The following is a 19571-nucleotide window of genomic DNA, read 5'->3' as shown; positions in this document are numbered from 1 at the left end:
ACTTTGCAACAGTGCCCTTTCATCAACCTGCGTAGGGGCAGGCATAACCGGTTGGGAATTGCCCTTCAACTCACAACTGCCCGCTTTCTGGGAACCTTCTTGTCCGATCTCATGCAAATACCGCCCGGTGTCCAGTTTTATGTCGCAAGGCAACTTAACATCCGCTATCCAGAGATCATTTCCCGCTATGCTCAAAGGGAAAACACACGTTGGGAGCACCACGGGCTTATCAGGCAGCACTATAGCTATCATGATTTCGGTGATTTCCCGTGGTCGTTCAGACTGAAGCGATTGCTGTATACCCGTGCATGGCTCAGTAATGAACGCCCCGGACTGATGTTCGATTTTGCCACCGCGTGGTTGCTTCAAAATAAAGTGTTGTTGCCAGCCGCATCCACCCTGACGAGAGTCATTGGTGAAATCCGTGAGCGTGCGACCCGCCGCTTGTGGCGAAAATTGGCCGCGCTGCCAAACCGTTGGCAGACCGCACAACTGGCTGGGTTACTTGAAATCCCCGAAGGACAGCGACTCTCAGTGATGGAGCACCTAAAAAGAGGCCCTGTCACTATCAGCGGCCCCGCGTTCACTGAAGCACTTGAACGTTACACTCGCCTGCGCAGCCTGGAGTTTTCCTGTCTGAATTTCACTGGGCTGCCCGCCATACAGCTCCGCAATCTGGCACGCTATGCCGGAATGGCATCGGTGAAATATATCAGCAGAATGCCAGAAGAACGGCGGCTGGCGATCCTTACCGCATTCGTGAAAGCGCAAGAAATCTCGGCGCTGGACGAGGCCGTTGACGTGCTGGATATGCTGATCCTCAATATTACCCGGGAGGCGAAGAAAACCGGGCAGAAAAAGCGACTTAGGACGCTCAAGGATCTTGACCGCGCGGCGTTGCTGCTGGCGCGGGCATGCGCACTTTTACTTGATGAAGATACCGCCGATGATTTGCTGCGAAAGACCATATTCAGCAGTGTGTCTGTCGCCAGACTGGCAGAGTCCGTGGAAAAAGTGAATGAACTGGCCCGCCCCCAGGATACAAACTTTCAGGATGAAATGGTGGAGCAATACGGACGGGTAAGGCGTTTTTTGCCCGCACTACTGCGCGATCTGCACTTCCGTGCGGCCCCAGACGGTGAACATACCTTGGCTGCCATCCATTACCTGGCAGAGCTAAACGGCTCGAAAAAACGGATCCTGGACGATGCACCTGAACATATCATTTCAGGCCCTTGGAAACGCCTGGTGTACGATGCTGACGGTCGGATACAGCGAGCAGGTTACTCGTTGTGTCTGCTGGAGCGACTTCAGGATGCGCTACGCCGTCGTGACATCTGGTTGGAAAACAGCGATCGTTGGGGTGATCCGCGCCAAAAACTTCTTCAGGGGGAGGAATGGCAGGCGCAGCGGGTTCCAGTCTGCCGGGCATTGGGTCACCCCACTAATGGCAGTAAAGCATCGGAGCAATTGGCCGCTCAGTTAGATGAAACCTGGAAAACGGTGGCATCACGTTTTGATCGCAATACCGCCGTGGACATCTGCAATGAAGGTAAACATCCTTCGCTGACCATCAGCAGCCTGGATAAATTGGATGAACCACCGGCGCTGATACAACTGAGCAGCCGAGTCAGACAATTGCTTCCACCCGTTGACCTGACAGAACTGTTGCTCGAGATTGACGCCAGAACTGGCTTCACCCGTGAATTCAGCCATGTCAGCGAGTCAGGTGCCCGTGCGCAGGATCTGCATATAAGCCTGTGTGCGGTGATGCTGGCTGAGGCCTGCAATATCGGACATGAGCCGCTGATCAAGCACAATATCCCTGCACTGACTCGCCATCGTCTGAGCTGGGTGAAACAGAACTACATCCGAGCAGAAACGCTGGTTAGCGCCAATGCGCGGCTGGTTGATTTTCAGTCCTCGTTAGCGTTGGCAGGATACTGGGGGGCGGGGAGGTAGCCTCCGCTGATGGTATGCGTTTTGTCACGCCAGTGAAAACGGTGAATTCTGGCCCCAACAGAAAATACTTTGGTTCAGGGCGCGGCATCACCTGGTACAACTTTGTCTCTGACCAATATTCGGGTTTTCATGGCATAGTGATTCCTGGAACACTGCGGGATTCCATCTTTGTGCTGGAAGGGCTACTTGAGCAACAAACGGGACTAAACCCGGTTGAAATCATGACGGACACAGCAGGTACCAGTGACATTATCTTTGGCCTGTTCTGGCTACTGGGATACCAATTTTCACCTCGTCTGGCGGATGCGGGTGAGGCTGTGTTCTGGCGGGCCGACAAAGCAGCGAATTACGGGGCGTTGGACAAACTGGCGCGGGGTTGTGTTGACCTTTCTAAAATCGAAAGCCACTGGGATGAGATGATGCGGGTTGCCGGTTCGCTGAAGCTGGGCACTATTCATGCGTCAGAACTCATTCGATCGCTATTGAGAAGTACCCGACCGTCAGGGCTTGCTCAGGCAATAATGGAGGTCGGAAGAGTTAACAAGACACTGTATCTTCTCAACTATATTGATGATGAGGACTATCGTCGCCGGATCCTAACACAGTTGAACCGGGGTGAAGGCCGCCATGCCGTTGCAAGAGCCATCTGCTACGGTCAGCGTGGCGAGATCAGAAAACGTTACCGCGAGGGGCAGGAAGATCAGTTGGGTGCGCTGGGTCTGGTGACAAACGCAGTGGTGCTGTGGAATACGCTTTATATGCAGGAAGCCTTGTCGCACCTGCGCAGCATCGGGGAAGGGCCAGAGGATGAACATATCGCGCGGCTTTCGCCTCTGATGCACGGTCATATCAACATGCTGGGACATTATACGTTCACACTACCGGAGGATATTATGAAGGGGGAATTGAGGCCGTTAAATCTCAATTTAAACAATGAATTATCTCCTTAGCGTGGTTTTTTACATCATTGGCCCTCAAACCCCATGATGATGGTTTCGAAACGTCTTAAGGCCAAAGACTATCGAACGGTTTCCACGGGATTTAACGTCCTGAGCTCTAAGCCAGGGCTGATAACTTTGGCCATAGCCCACTCCTATGCCGTCACCTAGCGCATTTTCATAATCCAAATAGGATTTGAGACGCCTACCCCTACCCATGATCGTACCCAAAAAACGACATTGATACGTACCTATATGTGCATTTTATAGTCTCCAACCCTATAACCACACATTCAGTAAGCATACAACATTAGCGTCGTTTTTTGAGAATGGTTACAACTTTAGTGCTTTGTGTACAACTTTATTGTCTTCGGACAGTAGGACCCTCTAAAACCAATAGAATTTACGTAGAAACGCGTTTAGTAAAGGCTTTACTAATTACTAATGACTAACATATTAGCACTTTCAGATCTGTCAGCAATAACCCCGGGCGGCGAAATAATGAGAAGAGTTCTTCCGGAGAGCCTTTTCTTTCTATCTGATTGATTTTTAACACTTTTAAATGTCAGCTTTATGTAAACCTGTGGGATTTACTCCTAATTAAATCCCATAGTATGAAAATTAGGCATTTGCAAACCTTAATGACGTGACGTTGTCACGTAAATCAATGGAATTTAGTCTCTAGTAAAGAGTTAACTAGTGACTAACTGCCTGATCGGTGTGCTTGAAGGGGTTTGAGAGCCAATGGAACGAAAACGTACGCTAAGAAGTTAATTCATTGTTTAAATTGAAATTTAGTTCTCTCAGTTCCCCCTTCAAAATATCCTCCGGTAGCGTAAACGTATAATGCCCCAGCATATTGATATGCCCGTGCATCAGTGGGGACAACCGGGCGATATCTTCAACCCCGATTTCTTCTCCATTACTGCGTATCCAGCTCAGGGCTTCCTGCATATAAAGTGTGTTCCACAGTACCACTGCGTTAGTGACCAGGCCCAGTGCCCCCAGCTGATCTTCCTGACCTTCACGATAGCGCTTTCTGATCTCACCGCGCTGCCCGTAGCAGATCGCCCTCGCCACAGCATGGCGGCCTTCCCCCCGGTTTAGCTGCGTCAGGATCCGCCGACGATAATCCTCATCATCAATATAATTAAGAAGGTACAGCGTCTTGTTGACGCGCCCCACTTCCATGATCGCCTGTGCCAGCCCTGATGGGCGCGAGCTTTTCAGCAAAGAGCGAATGAGTTCTGAAGCATGAATGGTGCCCAGTTTCAGCGAACCGGCGGTTCGCATCATCTCATCCCACTGATCCTCGGCTTTCGACAGATCGGCACAACCACGTGCCAGTTCGTCCAGTGCACCGTAATTTGCCGATTTATCCACTCGCCAGAATACCGCTTCACCGGCATCGGCAAGCCGGGGGGAAAACTGGTATCCCAGCAGCCAGAAGAGGCCAAAAATAATGTCGCTGGTACCGGCTGTGTCTGTCATGATCTCAACCGGATTCAGCCCTGTCTGCTGCTCCAGAAGGCCTTCCAGCACAAAAATGGAATCTCGTAATGTGCCGGGGACAACGATGCCGTGGAATCCAGAGTACTGATCAGAGACGAAGTTGTACCAGGTGATGCCACGTCCGGAACCAAAATATTTTCTGTTAGGTCCTGAATTGACGGTTTTCACCGGCGTGACAAAGCGCATGCCATCAGGGGTCGGTTCCGGCTGAGGGCGAAATGACACCCTAAGCTTTCGGTTCCTTGGGCCAAAGATATTCGCCAGTCAGTAGAATGTGCGCCCAGCCCAATGGGGATATGTGGGGAAGAAATTCAGGGGGAACATCCAACCCTTCGTTCCGCCGCTCCGTGACGGCATGACCAAGATGGACGGTATTCCAGTAAATGATCACCGCAGTCAATAAATTGAGCCCAGCGATTCGGTAGTGCTGCCCCTCTGTCGTGCGATCGCGAATTTCCCCCTGCCTCCCGATACGGAGCGCATTTTTGAGCGCATGGTGGGCCTCTCCCTTGTTAAGACCGATCTGAGCACGCCGCTGCATGTCCGTATCCAGGATCCACTCAATAATGAAAAGGGTCCGTTCAATACGACCAACTTCACGAAGCGCAACTGCAAGGTTGTTTTGTCGTGGGTAAGAAGCGAGCTTGCGCAGGAGTTGGCTGGGCCTGATTTTGCCAGCGGTCATCGTCGCGGCACAACGGAAAATATCAGGCCAGTTCGCAACGATAAGATCCTCCCGGGCTTTTCCACCTACCAACTTGCGTAACTCCCTGGGGCACTGTTGCAAAGTTAGCGATGAGGCAGCCTTTTGTCTTATTCAAAGGCCTTACATTTCAAAAACTCTGCTTACCAGGCGCATTTCGCCCAGGGGATCACCATAATAAAATGCTGAGGCCTGGCCTTTGCGTAGTGCACGCATCACCTCAATACCTTTGATGGTGGCGTAAGCCGTCTTCATGGATTTAAATCCCAGCGTGGCGCCGATTATCCGTTTCAGTTTGCCATGATCGCATTCAATCACGTTGTTCCGGTACTTAATCTGTCGGTGTTCAACGTCAGACGGGCACCGGCCTTCGCGTTTGAGCAGAGCAAGCGCGCGACCATAGGCGGGCGCTTTATCCGTGTTGATGAATCGCGGGATCTGCCACTTCTTCACGTTGTTGAGGATTTTACCCAGAAACCGGTATGCAGCTTTGCTGTTACGACGGGAGGAGAGATAAAAATCGACAGTGCGGCCCCGGCTGTCGACGGCCCGGTACAGATACGCCCAGCGGCCATTGACCTTCACGTAGGTTTCATCCATGTGCCACGGGCAAAGATCGGAAGGGTTACGCCAGTACCAGCGCAGCCGTTTTTCCATTTCAGGCGCATAACGCTGAACCCAGCGGTAAATCGTGGAGTGATCGACATTCACTCCGCGTTCAGCCAGCATCTCCTGCAGCTCACGGTAACTGATGCCGTATTTGCAGTACCAGCGTACGGCCCACAGAATGATGTCACGCTGAAAATGCCGGCCTTTGAATGGGTTCATGTGCAGCTCCATCAGCAAAAGGGGATGATAAGTTTATCACCACCGACTATTTGCAACAGTGCCTAAACGTATAATGCCCCAGCATATTGATATGCCCGTGCATCAGTGGGGACAACCGGGCGATATCTTCAACCCCGATTTCTTCTCCATTACTGCGTATCCAGCTCAGGGCTTCCTGCATATAAAGTGTGTTCCACAGTACCACTGCGTTAGTGACCAGGCCCAGTGCCCCCAGCTGATCTTCCTGACCTTCACGATAGCGCTTTCTGATCTCACCGCGCTGCCCGTAGCAGATCGCCCTCGCCACAGCATGGCGGCCTTCCCCCCGGTTTAGCTGCGTCAGGATCCGCCGACGATAATCCTCATCATCAATATAATTAAGAAGGTACAGCGTCTTGTTGACGCGCCCCACTTCCATGATCGCCTGTGCCAGCCCTGATGGGCGCGAGCTTTTCAGCAAAGAGCGAATGAGTTCTGAAGCATGAATGGTGCCCAGTTTCAGCGAACCGGCGGTTCGCATCATCTCATCCCACTGATCCTCGGCTTTCGACAGATCGGCACAACCACGTGCCAGTTCGTCCAGTGCACCGTAATTTGCCGATTTATCCACTCGCCAGAATACCGCTTCACCGGCATCGGCAAGCCGGGGGGAAAACTGGTATCCCAGCAGCCAGAAGAGGCCAAAAATAATGTCGCTGGTACCGGCTGTGTCTGTCATGATCTCAACCGGATTCAGCCCTGTCTGCTGCTCCAGAAGGCCTTCCAGCACAAAAATGGAATCTCGTAATGTGCCGGGGACAACGATGCCGTGGAATCCAGAGTACTGATCAGAGACGAAGTTGTACCAGGTGATGCCACGTCCGGAACCAAAATATTTTCTGTTAGGTCCTGAATTGACGGTTTTCACCGGCGTGACAAAGCGCATGCCATCAGCTGAAGCCACTTCGCCACCACCCCAGCGGCCAGCAAGCTCCAGTGTGGACTGAAAATCAACCAGGCGGGCATTGGCGCTGACCAGCGTTTCTGCCCGGAGGTAATTCTGTTTTACCCAGCTAAGCCGGTGGCGCGTCAGCGCCGGTATATTGTGCTTTATCAGCGGTTCCAGCCCGATATTGCAGGCCTCTGCCATCAGGACCGCGCACAGGCTGATGTGCAGATCCTGTGCCCGGGCCCCGGATTCACTGACATGCGTAAACTCACGTGTAAATCCCGTTCTGGCATCTATTTCAAGCAACAGTTCCGTCAAATCTACTGGCGGGAGTAGCAGCCTTACCCGACTGTTGAGACGATGCAACGATGTTGGCTCCTCCAGTTTCTCCAGGCTGCTGATAGTCAGGGAAGGATGTTTACCGTCATGGCAAATATGAACCTCCGCATTTCCTTCAAAGCGGGATGCGACGGTTTTCCAGGTTTCATCTAGCTGGACCGCCAACTGTTGCACGCCTTTATGTCCATCAGTGGGATGTCCCAGCGCCCGGCAAACGGGGACCCGCTGAGCCTGCCATTCTTCCCCCTGCAACAGCTTCTCGCGGGGATTTCCCCAGCGATCGCTGTTTTCGAGCCAGATGTCCCTTCGACGTAGTGCATCCTGAAGGCGCTCCAGCAGACAAAGCGAGTAACCGGCACGCTGTATCCGGCCCTCCGCATCGTATACCAGGCGTTTCCAGGGGCCGGTAATAATATGTTCAGGCGCATTGTCCAGGATGCGCTTTTTCGAGCCGTTCAGTTCGGTCAGATAATGAATGGCGGACAACGTATGTTCTCCGGCTGGCGCTGCCTGGAAATGCAGGTCGCGCAATACCGCCGGAAGAAAGCGCTTTACCCGCCCGTACTGCTCCACCATTTCGTCATGGAAATTGTTGTTCTGAGGCCGGGCCAGCTCATTTACCTTGCAGACGGATTCTGCCAGCCTGCTTTTCGGTATGCTGTTGAATATGGTCTCCCTCAGTTCAGCATCGTCAGCCTGTTCATCCAGCAACAATGAACATGCCCGCGCCAATATTAGCGCAGCACGATCAAGATCTTTAAGCGTCCTGAGCCGTTTTTTCTGCCCCGTTTTCTTCGCCGCACGAGTGATATCCAGTATCAGCATATCGAGCACATCAACGGCCTCATCCAGCGCCGCAGTCTCCTGCGCTTTAACGAATGCTGTGAGTACGGCCAGTTTTCTCTGCTGTGGCATTCGCGCGATATATTTTACCGACGCCATGCCTGCGTAACGGGCCAAATTACGCAGTTGTATAGCAGGCAGACCGGTAAAATTCAGTCGGGAAAATTCCAGGTTTCGCAGCCGGATATACCGCTCCAGCGCTTCGGTAAATGCCGGGCCGCTGACGGTGACCGGTCCCTTTTTCAGTTGCTCCAGCGGTGAAGTACGCTGCCCCTCAGGAATGTCCAGAAGCTCCGTCACGCGGGCGGTCTGCCAGCTGTCCGGCAACGCGGCCAGTTTCTTCCACAGCCGCTGATTTGCCCGTTCGCGTATTTCACTGACGAGACGTACAAGTGTGGTTGCTCCGGGCAGCAGGACCTTATTCTGAAGCAGCCACGCGGTGGCAAAATCAAACATAAGGCCGGGTCGCTCATTACTGAGCCATGCGCGGGTGTACAGCAGGCGCTTCAGGCGGAAAGACCAGGGGAAATCGCCAAATTCATGGTAACCGTAATATTCCTTAATCAGCGCAGTATGCTCTCTGAGGGTGGTAACCCGTTCTGCGTAGCGGGTAAGGACTTCTGGACGGCGAATATTAAGCTGCACCGCGACAAATTGCTGAACACCTGGCAGAACCCGGGTTAAGTCTGTCAGAAAGGTGCCCAGAAAACGGGCGGTGGTGAGCTGAAGCGCAATTCCCAGCCGGTTATGCCTTCCCCGCCGCTGGTTAATGAAGGCAAGATCCCGCTCATCAAGATGAAAATAGCGCGCCAGCTGCACGTCATTGGGTTCTGCAACATAGCGACCATAATTCAGTTCCTGCTCAGTGGTCAGAAAATCGACGGGCATACCGGCCTCCCTGCCTGATGGTCATGAATTAACAATTTCGCAACCGTCCGAAATATTATAAATTATCGGACATACTAAAATGGTATTGTTTATGTGTCTATTAAATCGATTTTTTGTTATAACAGACACCTGTTGTCCGATATTTGATTTAGGATACATTTTTATGCGCCTTTTTGGTTACGCACGGGTATCAACTAGTCAGCAGTCGCTCGATATTCAGATCAGTGCGCTCAAAGAAGCAGGAGTGAAAGCAAATCGTATCTTTACTGATAAGGCATCCGGCAGTTCGGTTGATCGTCCGGGGCTTGATCTGCTGCGTATGAAGGTGGAGGATGGTGACGCCATTCTGGTGAAGAAGCTCGACCGTCTTGGCCGTGACACTGCCGATATGATCCAGTTAATTAAAGCATTCGACGCTCAGGGCGTAGCTGTCCGGTTTATCGATGACGGAATCAGTACTGATGGTGACATGGGAAAAATGGTGGTCACTATTCTGTCTGCTGTAGCTCAAGCCGAACGTCAAAGAATATTAGAACGAACAAATGAAGGTCGCCAAGAAGCAATGGCAAAGGGAGTTGTGTTCGGTAGAAAAAGAAAAATAAACAGAGGTGCGATATTAAATATGTGGAAACAAGGTTTAGGAGCCTCACACATATCAAAAACAATGAATATTGCTCGTTCAACAGTATATAAAGTAATAAATGAAAGCAACTAATATAAAAGGTTGAATATGGAATTTAATATTACTTCAAAGTCTAATCCGTTTGGCGATACAACAGCAGAAAATGATAAGAAAATGTTGAGCAGTGCTTTCATCGAAACTGCTGACTTTAGAACTTTAATTGAAACAGATGACCGAACTATTGTTGTAGGCAGACGAGGGACTGGTAAAAGTGCTTTATTCATTCAGCTAAATGAGCATTGGAAGAAAGATAAAAAAATATTAATCCTAAGTTTTTCACCAGACGACACGCAAATAATTGGCTTTAGATCAATGTTGAAGCCATTTACAGGCTCATTCAATTTAGCCAGGGCAGCAACAAGGTTATTATGGCGATATGCTATGTTAATGGAGATAGCATCATATATATCTTCTCATTATAAATTATCATCTCAAATTTCGACAGAAACATTGTTGAATGAGCATTTAAAGAAATGGAATGCTGCACAAGGTGATATTTTAAGAAAGTGTAGGATTGTAGCAAAAGAATATTTAGATGAAAACAATCCTGAAGAATCAATTGGTGACCTTCAATTTAATTTGAATATTTCAGAAATCGAAGGCAATATAGTTTCACTTCTTGAACGCTCAGACAGGAAAGTTGTCATTTTGATGGATAAGCTAGATGAAGCATATGAACCGGATAATATAGGAATAGGAATCATAGCTGGTCTGGCATATGCCTCAATCGAATTAAATCAAAAAGCAAAATGCATTCGCCCAATCATTTTTTTAAGGGATAATATATTTAGATCGCTATCAAAGGAAGATCCTGACTACTCAAGAAATATAGAGGGGCAAGTCATAAGGCTGCATTGGGATTGGGCACAACTCTTAATGCTATCGGCTAAAAGAATGAAAGTGGCATTTAATCTAGATATTGAGAAAGATCAACGGGTTTGGGATAGGTGTACAGCCGATGACCTCAAAGGAAGGAATGGTTTTAAGCGATGCTTGCAATTTACCCTTTACCGTCCCAGAGACTTACTGTCATTGTTAAATGAAGCTTTTTTCTCCGCATTTAGAGAGAATCGAGAAACCATTATTAACACTGATCTAGAATATGCAGCCAAGTCAATTTCCATGGCCAGGCTTGAAGATCTTTGGAAGGAGTACCAGAAGATTTTCCCTTCAATACAAGTTATAACTAGTGCATTCCGTAGTATTGAACCTGAATTAACAGTCTACACTTGCTTAAAAAAAATAGAAGCATCTTTCGAATCAATAGAAGAAAATGAAGACCCAAAAATAATCTCTGAAATACAATTACTAAAAGCTAGTGGGATCCTCCAAAGTTTGTATAGCGTAGGATTTGTGGGTATACGTGATAAAAACACTTCATCCTATTCATTTTGCCATGATGGACGAACCCCAGACAAAGGTTTTGAAAGCAGTGAAAAACTATTAATTCATCCATGTTATTGGCTTGGTTTGAATTTAAATCGCAACGCTCTTGCTCCAGAGGAAGCTGAGGAAATAAATGACGAATATGATATCAATGTTGTTTCCGATAATTCAGCCATTAGAAATAAAACAATAGGTCAAATAACCACTCATCTGGATCAAATACCGACAGGAAATGAAGGGGCTAATGAATTTGAGCAATGGTGCTTAGACGCACTAAGAATTGTATTTGCATCCCACCTGACAGATATAAAACCGCATCCAAACGGTAACGCGGTTCAGAGAAGAGATATTATAGGTACCAATGGTGGAAAATCAGATTTTTGGAAGCGTGTATTAGAAGACTATAAAACAAGACAAGTTGTTTTTGATGCAAAAAATTTTGAAGAATTAGGTCCATCTGAGTACAGACAATTACAATCATATTTAACAGGTCCGTATGGAAAATTAGGGTTTATTATTAATAGAGAAGAAAGTGAGGCATTGAAATCAGGGAGAGATTTGGATTGGACAAAAGAAATGTATCAATCTCATAATTCATTAATAATAAAATTACCTGCGAAATACATATCTAAATTGTTGCAAAAATTAAGAAACCCTGAGAAGCATGACGCTATAGATAGTCAGATGGGGAAACTTTTAACTCTATATGAAACATCATATATGGCCATTAAAAGCACTCAAAAGAAACGAAGAAAATAGCATCAGGTACATCATATGAGAGGGTTCCTGAAAAGGAACTTTCTCATATTTTATAATAAATCAATAATATATATCCTTAGCGTACGTTTTCGTTCCATTGGACCTCAAACCCCTTACTGGCTTTCACGAAGCCGAACTGCCGCTTGATGATGCGAAACGGGTGCTCCACCCTGGCACGGATGCTGGCTTTCATGTATTCGATGTTGATGGCCGTTTTGTTCTTGCGCGGATGCTGCTTCAAGGTTTTTACCCTGCCGGGACGCTCGGCGATCAGCCAGTCCACATCCACCTCGGCCAGCTCCTCGCGCTGTGGCGCTCCTTGGTAGCCGGCATCGGCTGAGACAAATTGCTCCTCTCCATGAAGCAGATTACCCAGCTGATTGAGGTCATGCTCGTTGGCCGCGGTGGTGACTAGGCTGTGGGTCAGGCCACTCTTGGCATCGACACCAATGTGGGCCTTCATGCCAAAGTGCCACTGATTGCCTTTCTTGGTCTGATGCATCTCCGGATCGCGTTGCTGCTCTTTGTTCCTGGTAGAGCTGGGTGCCTCAATGATGGTGGCATCCACCAAAGTGCCTTGGGTCATCATGACGCCTGCTTCGGCCAGCCAGCGATTGATGGTCTTGAACAATTGACGGGCCAGTTGATGCTGCTCGAGCAGGTGGCGGAAATTCATGATGGTGGTGCGATCCGGCAGGGCGCTATCCAGGGATAACCGGGCAAACAGACGCATGGAGGCGATTTCGTACAGAGCATCTTCCATCGCGCCATCGCTCAGGTTGTACCAATGCTGCATGCAGTGAATGCGTAGCATGGTTTCCAGCGGATAAGGTCGCCGGCCATTACCAGCCTTGGGGTAAAACGGCTCGATGACTTCCACCATGTTTTGCCATGGCAGAATCTGCTCCATGCGGGACAAGAAAATCTCTTTTCTGGTCTGACGGCGCTTACTGCTGAATTCACTGTCGGCGAAGGTAAGTTGATGACTCATGATGAACCCTGTTCCATGGCTCCTGATGACAAACATGATCTCATATCAGGGACTTGTTCGCACCTTCCCTAGTGACCATGTCAGATAAAGAACTGAACCGGATTAATGTCATTCAGTCGGTTGTCGAAAGCGCATGCGCCGTCGTGATGCTGCACACCAACTTGCTCTGACCGAACGTCAGACTCAGCGTTTGATGAACCGCTTTCGTGAATCTGGTGCTGCAGGTCTGGTGGACTGACCCCACGCTCGTAGACAAATTCTGTCCTCACGATGAGGCCTGTTCGAAGGCCTCCGGACTGACGCCGCCGAGGTGACTGTTAAACTCGTGGCGATTCAATGTAGATCGTGCCGGCATTCTGTTTCTGAATGGCGCAGGATTTTGGGTCAGGGTCAAGTTTGGCGATCATCGCCTACGCTTCTGGGGAAAATTTAGGATGGGTCGCCCACACCTTAAGGCAATGGGAGCAAATGTACGATGTGGTTAGGGTGCATGTCAGGAGACGGCCTGGTGCAGGAGCATTTTTGCTCCTTCAAAGCTCTTTATTTTTTACCCCATATGCGATTCTGTAGTCGTCTGAAAATGTTCTGTTCGCTGTACTCTTCTTCCAGCGCCTTAAAGGCAGCTCCATCCTCGGTTTCGATGACTTTCGCAACCTTCTCGTCTCGTTCTGCACTGATAGCGCGTGACTCTTCCAGCAAGTTGGACATCGCGTTACCCATGCCGGACATTGCGCGGTTCATGGATTCGTCCTGGCGACGGGTGCGCTCTTCTTTGGTCGGTGCACTCCTGATCCACTCGTTTTCCGCCTGAATCCGGTCAAGGATCGCTTTCTTTTCTTCGTTAAGCAGCTGGAAGCCTGCCAAACCAGATTCCCAGTGAACGGCCAGCGGATACTGATCAACAAAGATCACGGGTTTGCCGTCCATCTTTGCCAGGATATTCAGCTGCCTCTGGCGTGCGTTTTCGGACAGGCTAAAGGCAAGCTTAAGGAATAACGGCGTGATCCCCGCATCCTGTTTAAGACGTTCGGCAACCTCCGGCATGTCGAAATACAGACTGTCGATTACCACAATGGCTGGCCGCGTGGCGCTGCGCAGTTCGTTAGCCAAGTCTGCGTATAAAACGTCTTTCACTTTGTGCCGCTCAAGTATTCGGCCCAGCGAACGGCCAGACGCGCTTTGTCCAGGTTGTAAATCAAGGGAATGATCACGCGGCCTTCATACTCTTCAAACTCAATGCCTGGCTTAAAGTGAACAGTCAGTGTTTCAGGGTTAACACCCATCAAATGGCGGTCAAACAGCTTGTGCAGTGTCGGCGACAGCAGGATACCGTTGCCGACGCTGTAGCAACCCAGATCTGCACCTTCGATGTGCGCAGCCTCCAGCACGCCGCCCAGATGCTTACCAGACACCGCACAACGGCCGCCAAAGTTCTGGCGAACCAATACCCTAAACTCTGCCTGTATGGCCGCGTCGCGCTGCATGACAACGCGCTCGGAGGAGCCGCCTTTCAGCTCGCGACCGTCGCGCAGCTCGGGCGGTGTGATGTCTTTCATCAGAAGCGCAACGGGCACGGCCATATCAATCACTTCCGGCGCGGAAACCTCAACCGGAGCATTAACTACCTGCGTGACAGTTACCGTCTCGTTGGCTGCAGGCCTGGTCTTCAGGGGCTCGGCCAGCGGTTTACCCAGGAACTGCTTGGCCATTTGCTGTACGGTCATGCCACTGGCGAGGTGCTTATGCACGAACAAGGCAAACTGATGACGCTGCGCGGCGGGGATCCGCTTCATGGCCGCTTCAATGCCGGACAGCTTACCGGTTTGGGTGGCCGCTTTGGGTTTGGCTATCGGTAAATCATAGGTCCTGATAGCGACGGCGGGGGTGTCAGTTCCGCCCAGCTTACGCTGATTGAAGCCCTCCACCTGACGAGGTGTCACACGCTCGCCTATATCCTGGACAGTGCCAAAGGTCAAGGGCTTAGTGGCTTCGGCACCGGAAGCTGTACGCGCAACAACCCACGGATCCAGTTTAGCTGTTACCGTCTGCTTGCCTTTCGACTTTTTCAGCAGGTGGTGCGGGTTTGAGCGGGCTGTTCTTTCTTTGTTTTCGCGGCGAAGAGCGGCCATACGAGCCAATTTTTCGCGGTAAGCAACTTCCCTCCCCCGGGAGGTGATAACGAGAGGATCTGTATTCATAGCCCTGACCACTTCACTTTTTGTCATCCCCACCGCCAGCAAGTGAGTCACGTTCGTCATTACCTTGCTGACATCCTGCTGCGCTATGCGTAATCCCTTAACAATGCTGTCAGCGATTTGGTTGCGCTCGCGGATCATCTGTTTGGCCGTGGTATTCGGATGACGCGCCGCATTAGATGCTGCTCGTGCTCGTTTGCCCTTGCCCATTTATTGCCTCTCTTGCCCGGTAACCGCCGGGGCGGTTATTTGCGTGGTTCAGGATCCGCTGTTTCTTCACTGTAGAACTGCTCTGCCGCCTCAATCAGCCATTCGGTGAGTTTCAGGCCTCTCTTCTCGGCCTGTTCGAATTAACGTCGCTGGCGGTGTGAATGTGGATCTGCGCTTCGCGCTTTACATCGTCACACTGGGCATGGGTTTTGCCCGTCATTCTGTCAATATCCCGCATAATCAGGTCATTCATATTTAAAGAACCTTCGACACGATAGTGAGAAGGCTCTCTAAGAACACGCCAATAAGATAGATAACAACAATTAGGCCCTGCTTCACTCGACTCGGACCGTTTGGTTAATCGTCTGAAACAGACGTAATGCCTATCGCGCTTGCACCTGCGTCTCCCGTCAGATACATGCGTAATGCATATAAAAGGTCGGGAGTATTAAGAAAAATTTTCGGCTTTTCAATTTGCAGATTGATGCGAGACTGCAAACCGATATTGTTGTCGATCACTAACCTGGAAACGCGATCGATCAGGTCCACAAATTTTTGGGTCCGTTCATTATCTGGCGCGAAAATCATTTTTAGACCTTCATCCTCGGAACCTCTGCTTCTCAGCAATGCCAGCAGAAGCTCCAGATGCTTACCAAGAGTCGCGATTTGGTATCTCGTTCCTTCACTATCCAGCTTTTGAATATCGAACCTGAGGCAACGATATAAGCTTACGGATAAAGCCTCGAGCTTCTCTTTAGTCAATCTGTTGATCACTGTTCTGGAACGCCAAAGCACTATCGACAAAACTTCCAGGGTAATGGATCTGGTCAGGCCCTCATTATCAATGGGATCAATGACATTCTCCAACAGCACTTGTTGGTAAGACAGGTCGGCATTACCGATGGCGAAAGCAATATTCTTGTGGTACTTCCGCAACAGCTTTCTATCCTTCACTGCATCAAGAAGCCGGGAGCCAACCATTTCAGGGGCGTCCTTATGCAGACAGCACAGAAAGAAGAAAAGCTCCTCTTTAAGCGTGTCCGGCATATTTTCAGACTCAATTATCGATATGATCTTTTGCGTTCCGTCGAGTATCGCGTTTCTAAAATGGTCGGGCACATCTGGCTCGGAAAGCGAGTGACCGTGATTCCAGATGGTTAATGCGGGGAAACGGAGGCTGAAGATCCCTTTTTCAGCATATTCAATGGTTCTGGACAGCTTCCGATTGAGGGTATCCTGTGCCTTCTCCTGAAGCTGTGAGGGGACGCGCTCCAAAAAGGATATCGTTGCCCCGTAAGGCCCTTTTTCATTCGTAAATACATCCAGATAAACCGGGCAGCCTTTATGCAGGGAGTTTTCATCAACAGCCTCAATAAAGTGAGAACTGTGGCAAAACACACTCTGTCCCTCAACATTGACGCGACAATAGTATTTCCCGTTACTGTCTGTGCTTCCCCATTCCAGATAGCCGACTTTTCTTTTATTCAGGATGGATTGAAATTCCTTTTCATAATCAAAGGAGACCAGATCATTCAAACCTGCAATTTTGGAGCAACACCAGTCCAGGAGGTCAGAGACGCTCTTACCATCGTCTTTCGGGAAGGACTGAAAATCGGACCAGCTTTTTCTGGCCGGGAAATCCGGAATCGGTAAGTTCGCCAGATCGGCAATCCCCCTTTCTGATGCTGAGCGCCACTCAACTCGGACAGATTTAAAACCTGCTTCCGCTGAATCCAGCGGAAGGAATTTCAGTTCGTACGGGTCATCCGCGCCATAGGTATAGGTCATCTTCAGCTTGCACGTTGTGTCCTTCTTTAATGGAAAAGCTGGCGACATCAGGTATGCAACAAACCGCATCTCTTTATTGCCTTCTCCCTGTTGCAGGGGAAAACGATAATGCGTTTGTCCCGCGGGAAGCGTGAACCATTCTTCCACGGGTATATCCACCGTTCTGCCACGTTGCGGCGTTACTGTCGCGTCTTTTACAAGATAAAAATTAACCTTATACCCTTTGTCACTCTGTACCTCTATTGATAGCGCTGGCAGATGATCACGCCAGAGGGTCATATCACCCACTTCCCCCTGCCATCTGTTTAAGGTCTGGCAACCTTTAATTGGCGACCATGCAGACCCCAGCCACTTATAATCCATTCGCCCATCGGGTTTCCTGAGGGTAACGTCAAGAGGCAGGATAAAGACATTCGCGCCCCGACAATCCAGGTTTGCAGAGTTCAGGCAGTTACTGATGGCGGTGTTTGTCAATATGCTGAGATCTAGATCCTGAGTCAGAACCTCCCGAACAGAACCAGGAACGTGATACCAGCGTTCATCGTTGACAAAAGACACGTCTCCGGCATCGCTGGCTAAACCCTCGAATCCAAACAAATGAAGAAGGTCTTCAGATGTCTGGCAGCCATTCCCGTCAAGATTGCGGACCATGGCATTATGAATGCCGCTGTCGGGCTGATTAACCGTAGGATGTCTTTCCCAGCTAATACCTTTTGTCTCAGGCAACAGTCCCTCAAGCTCCGGTTGGTAAATTGCCTGAACCGGGGTTACTGAAATGCCACCGTCAAAGGAATCAATCACCAGCACAACATCATTGCCCTGGACGCTGTCCTGTACAAATTTCTTCGACGATTGCCATGCAAAGATAGCAGCGATACTTTTGGGAAGCGGAGTTGACTCATCAAAATAAAAATTGGTGCTTTTTCGTATCCCCTCCAGATCGAAATCATTCCCCCAATCAGGAATAAGATAGGTCAACTTATCTGCCTTGATATAGTCACTCAACTTTTTAATAAAAAACATCGATGCCCGGCTTTTAGTAGCCTCGGGCAGTGTTGAGTCAGGTGAAAAAAGGCTCCTCATGCTGACCGTCTGAATACCGGAATGCAGGGCGATGCATTTAGCGTAACCGCAGTCAATCTCCACTTCGCCATCAGAATGCAGGGGCCAGTACTGCTGAACCAACCTGAATGGCAGATGCGCCTGGGAGCCTGTACCGTGCGTGAACGCAGGACGGACTGAACACAGATCCACAACGGTGCTCTCCATCCGTATCGGGTCACGTTCAGTATTCGTCGGCGCAGCGTATTCAGGCGGGGCATCCGTGACGAATGACATTATCGTCTTCGGTATCTCGTTGATCGCTGCAGGCTCGATTTTTAATTTTTTATTTACGCCCTGAGCTGACGCAATAACCAGATACCCCGAAACGATATGTAATAAATACTTATCCTCACCGACGTGTATCTCCCATTTATCCCCCGTCAAATTGAACGCCACAGGGATGATCCCCGCTAGACGGTCGATGTCATCAGCACATTCCCCCTTTGGGTTACTGCCAATGACAAAAGACACCTCATCTCCAGCAGTTAGTGAGTTTATGTCTAATTTTTGAGATAGATTTTTTTGGTGGAAAAATAAATCCACACCCTCTTCAGACGTGATAAATCCGAATAAACTCTCTGGCTTAATGAACTTAACCTTCCCTTTTTTCTTTGCGCCGTACCCGGGGAATAGATATCCCCGAATGGGAAATTCAGGCACGATAGAAAAGTTGTCGTAATCAAAGCCGACCGGTTGCTGAACTGTCCGAAAGCCACCACTCGCGTAAAGCTGGGAAAGTGTATTCCAGTAGATAACGGTGAGTAGGTCTTTATTAAGCCGTTTGCTGTCCTCGGTTATCTGAACGTCGCTGGCCTGGAGCCAGAGCCAACCATCCCATATTTTTCGATAGCGCTTGTCCTGCAGAAGCGTATTGTTGGGTGGAAGATTTCCCCATGCACCGATTTCAGCGGCATCGTCAGTTCTTAGCCATCGCTGAAGGGAAACAAGTATGTCCTCACAGGTCTCTTCTTTTGCGGCAGATAATGCACCCTGTCTTTCTGTCAGAATGTGTTCCAGCCGGAAGAGAAAAGCTCTCATCAGTCTGTTTTCCGACGTATCCACACTGCTCCTCCGTCTGACGGCCTTCATATAAGGCTTACCGGAAAGCTTTTCTCGGAGTGTCCTGCCCGGCTGACGGCTTAGCCATTGAACACTGTTGCTGTCAACCTCTCTCGCCGCATATATCGGCAGCATGGCATGTTCGCGTATCACCTTATCCCGGGTATGCTCCATTATTGCCAGGACAGCGTCCTTCACATGTGATACCACGCGATAGATACGGTCTTTTGTCTCCTCCTCTGGTGAGGTATCCCGCACCGATTTCGCCACAACATCCAAGAAATCGTCGATACCGGTATGCAGGACAAGTCCGGATACTGGGTCGAAGTTCGACACTTCCGTCAGCCAGTTGCGAACCACAAGAATTAACTGGGCATGAGCCTTTAACTCATCGGTATTATTTAGACCCCTGTAAACAGACTCAACAGAGTCAATTTTGAATGTACCCTCCATGGC

General features: G+C 49.6%; 8 protein-coding genes and 6 pseudogenes. 4 read left to right on the top strand and 10 right to left on the bottom strand.

The features are described from left to right. Nucleotides 1–18: 18 nt before the first annotated feature. Nucleotides 19–2912, top strand: a pseudogene (locus ACQG11_RS23930) (Tn3 family transposase); the annotation flags it as partial. Nucleotides 2913–2948: 36 nt separating this feature from the next. On the opposite strand, the pseudogene ACQG11_RS23925 reads toward ACQG11_RS23930, so the two are convergent. The 5 genes and pseudogenes from ACQG11_RS23925 to ACQG11_RS23905 all read right to left on the bottom strand — a co-directional run. Then, nucleotides 2949–3119, bottom strand: a pseudogene (locus tag ACQG11_RS23925) (TnsA endonuclease N-terminal domain-containing protein); the annotation flags it as partial. A 543-nt stretch (nt 3120–3662) separates the two neighbouring features. Then, nucleotides 3663–4604: pseudogene (locus tag ACQG11_RS23920) on the bottom strand (transposase); the annotation flags it as partial. A 34-nt stretch (nt 4605–4638) separates the two neighbouring features. Continuing rightward, a pseudogene (locus ACQG11_RS23915) lies at nt 4639–5190 on the bottom strand (Tn3 family transposase); the annotation flags it as partial. A gap of 48 nt (nt 5191–5238) precedes the next feature. Beyond that, nucleotides 5239–5943 (bottom strand): IS6-like element IS26 family transposase, encoded by a 705-nt coding sequence (locus ACQG11_RS23910; RefSeq protein ID WP_001067855.1) that lies wholly within the window; start codon nt 5941–5943, stop codon nt 5239–5241. Nucleotides 5944–5989: 46 nt separating this feature from the next. Then, entirely contained in the window at nt 5990–8941 is a 2952-nt protein-coding gene (locus ACQG11_RS23905; RefSeq protein WP_426723465.1) for a Tn3 family transposase, read from the bottom strand. A 163-nt stretch (nt 8942–9104) separates the two neighbouring features. On the opposite strand from ACQG11_RS23905, the gene ACQG11_RS23900 reads away from it, so the two are divergent. Together ACQG11_RS23900 and ACQG11_RS23895 are read left to right on the top strand one after the other, a co-directional pair. Then, entirely contained in the window at nt 9105–9656 is a 552-nt protein-coding gene (locus ACQG11_RS23900) for a recombinase family protein (protein WP_032309862.1), read from the top strand. Nucleotides 9657–9671: 15 nt separating this feature from the next. Further along, a complete protein-coding gene (locus ACQG11_RS23895; RefSeq protein ID WP_032309855.1) occupies nt 9672–11768 on the top strand; it encodes a P-loop ATPase, Sll1717 family in 2097 nt (698 codons plus the stop codon). A 118-nt stretch (nt 11769–11886) separates the two neighbouring features. On the opposite strand, the pseudogene ACQG11_RS23890 reads toward ACQG11_RS23895, so the two are convergent. Next, nucleotides 11887–12759: pseudogene (locus ACQG11_RS23890) on the bottom strand (IS5-like element IS5 family transposase); the annotation flags it as partial. 77 nt (nt 12760–12836) lie between these two features. Between ACQG11_RS23890 and ACQG11_RS23885 the strand changes: the two are divergent. Continuing rightward, nucleotides 12837–12991, top strand: a pseudogene (locus ACQG11_RS23885) (ISNCY family transposase); the annotation flags it as partial. Between the two features lie 308 nt (nt 12992–13299). On the opposite strand, the gene ACQG11_RS23880 reads toward ACQG11_RS23885, so the two are convergent. From ACQG11_RS23880 to ACQG11_RS23865, 4 genes are all read right to left on the bottom strand, one after another. Beyond that, the gene (locus ACQG11_RS23880) at nt 13300–13893 is read right to left on the bottom strand and encodes a hypothetical protein (protein WP_045620515.1); all 594 of its coding nucleotides are present in this window, start codon (nt 13891–13893) and stop codon (nt 13300–13302) included. Then, nucleotides 13890–15164 carry an HNH endonuclease signature motif containing protein gene (locus tag ACQG11_RS23875; protein WP_053089226.1) on the bottom strand — a complete coding sequence of 425 codons (1275 nt, stop codon included), beginning with the start codon at nt 15162–15164 and terminating at the stop codon, nt 13890–13892. Before ACQG11_RS23875 ends, ACQG11_RS23880 begins: the two co-directional genes overlap by 4 nt. 112 nt (nt 15165–15276) lie before the next feature. Then, nucleotides 15277–15417 (bottom strand): hypothetical protein, encoded by a 141-nt coding sequence (locus ACQG11_RS23870; protein ID WP_157844814.1) that lies wholly within the window; start codon nt 15415–15417, stop codon nt 15277–15279. Between the two features lie 104 nt (nt 15418–15521). Beyond that, on the bottom strand, nt 15522–19568 hold the full coding sequence (locus ACQG11_RS23865) for a DUF2357 domain-containing protein (RefSeq protein WP_426728914.1): 4047 nt from the start codon (nt 19566–19568) through the stop codon (nt 15522–15524). Nucleotides 19569–19571: the final 3 nt, after the last annotated feature.

The sequence above is a fragment of the Enterobacter cloacae complex sp. 372C4 genome (assembly GCF_050030615.1).
Classification (GTDB): domain Bacteria; phylum Pseudomonadota; class Gammaproteobacteria; order Enterobacterales; family Enterobacteriaceae; genus Enterobacter; species Enterobacter intestinihominis.
The sequence above is the reverse complement of the archived record's forward strand: the minus strand, read 5'-3'. Positions and strand labels throughout refer to the sequence as shown.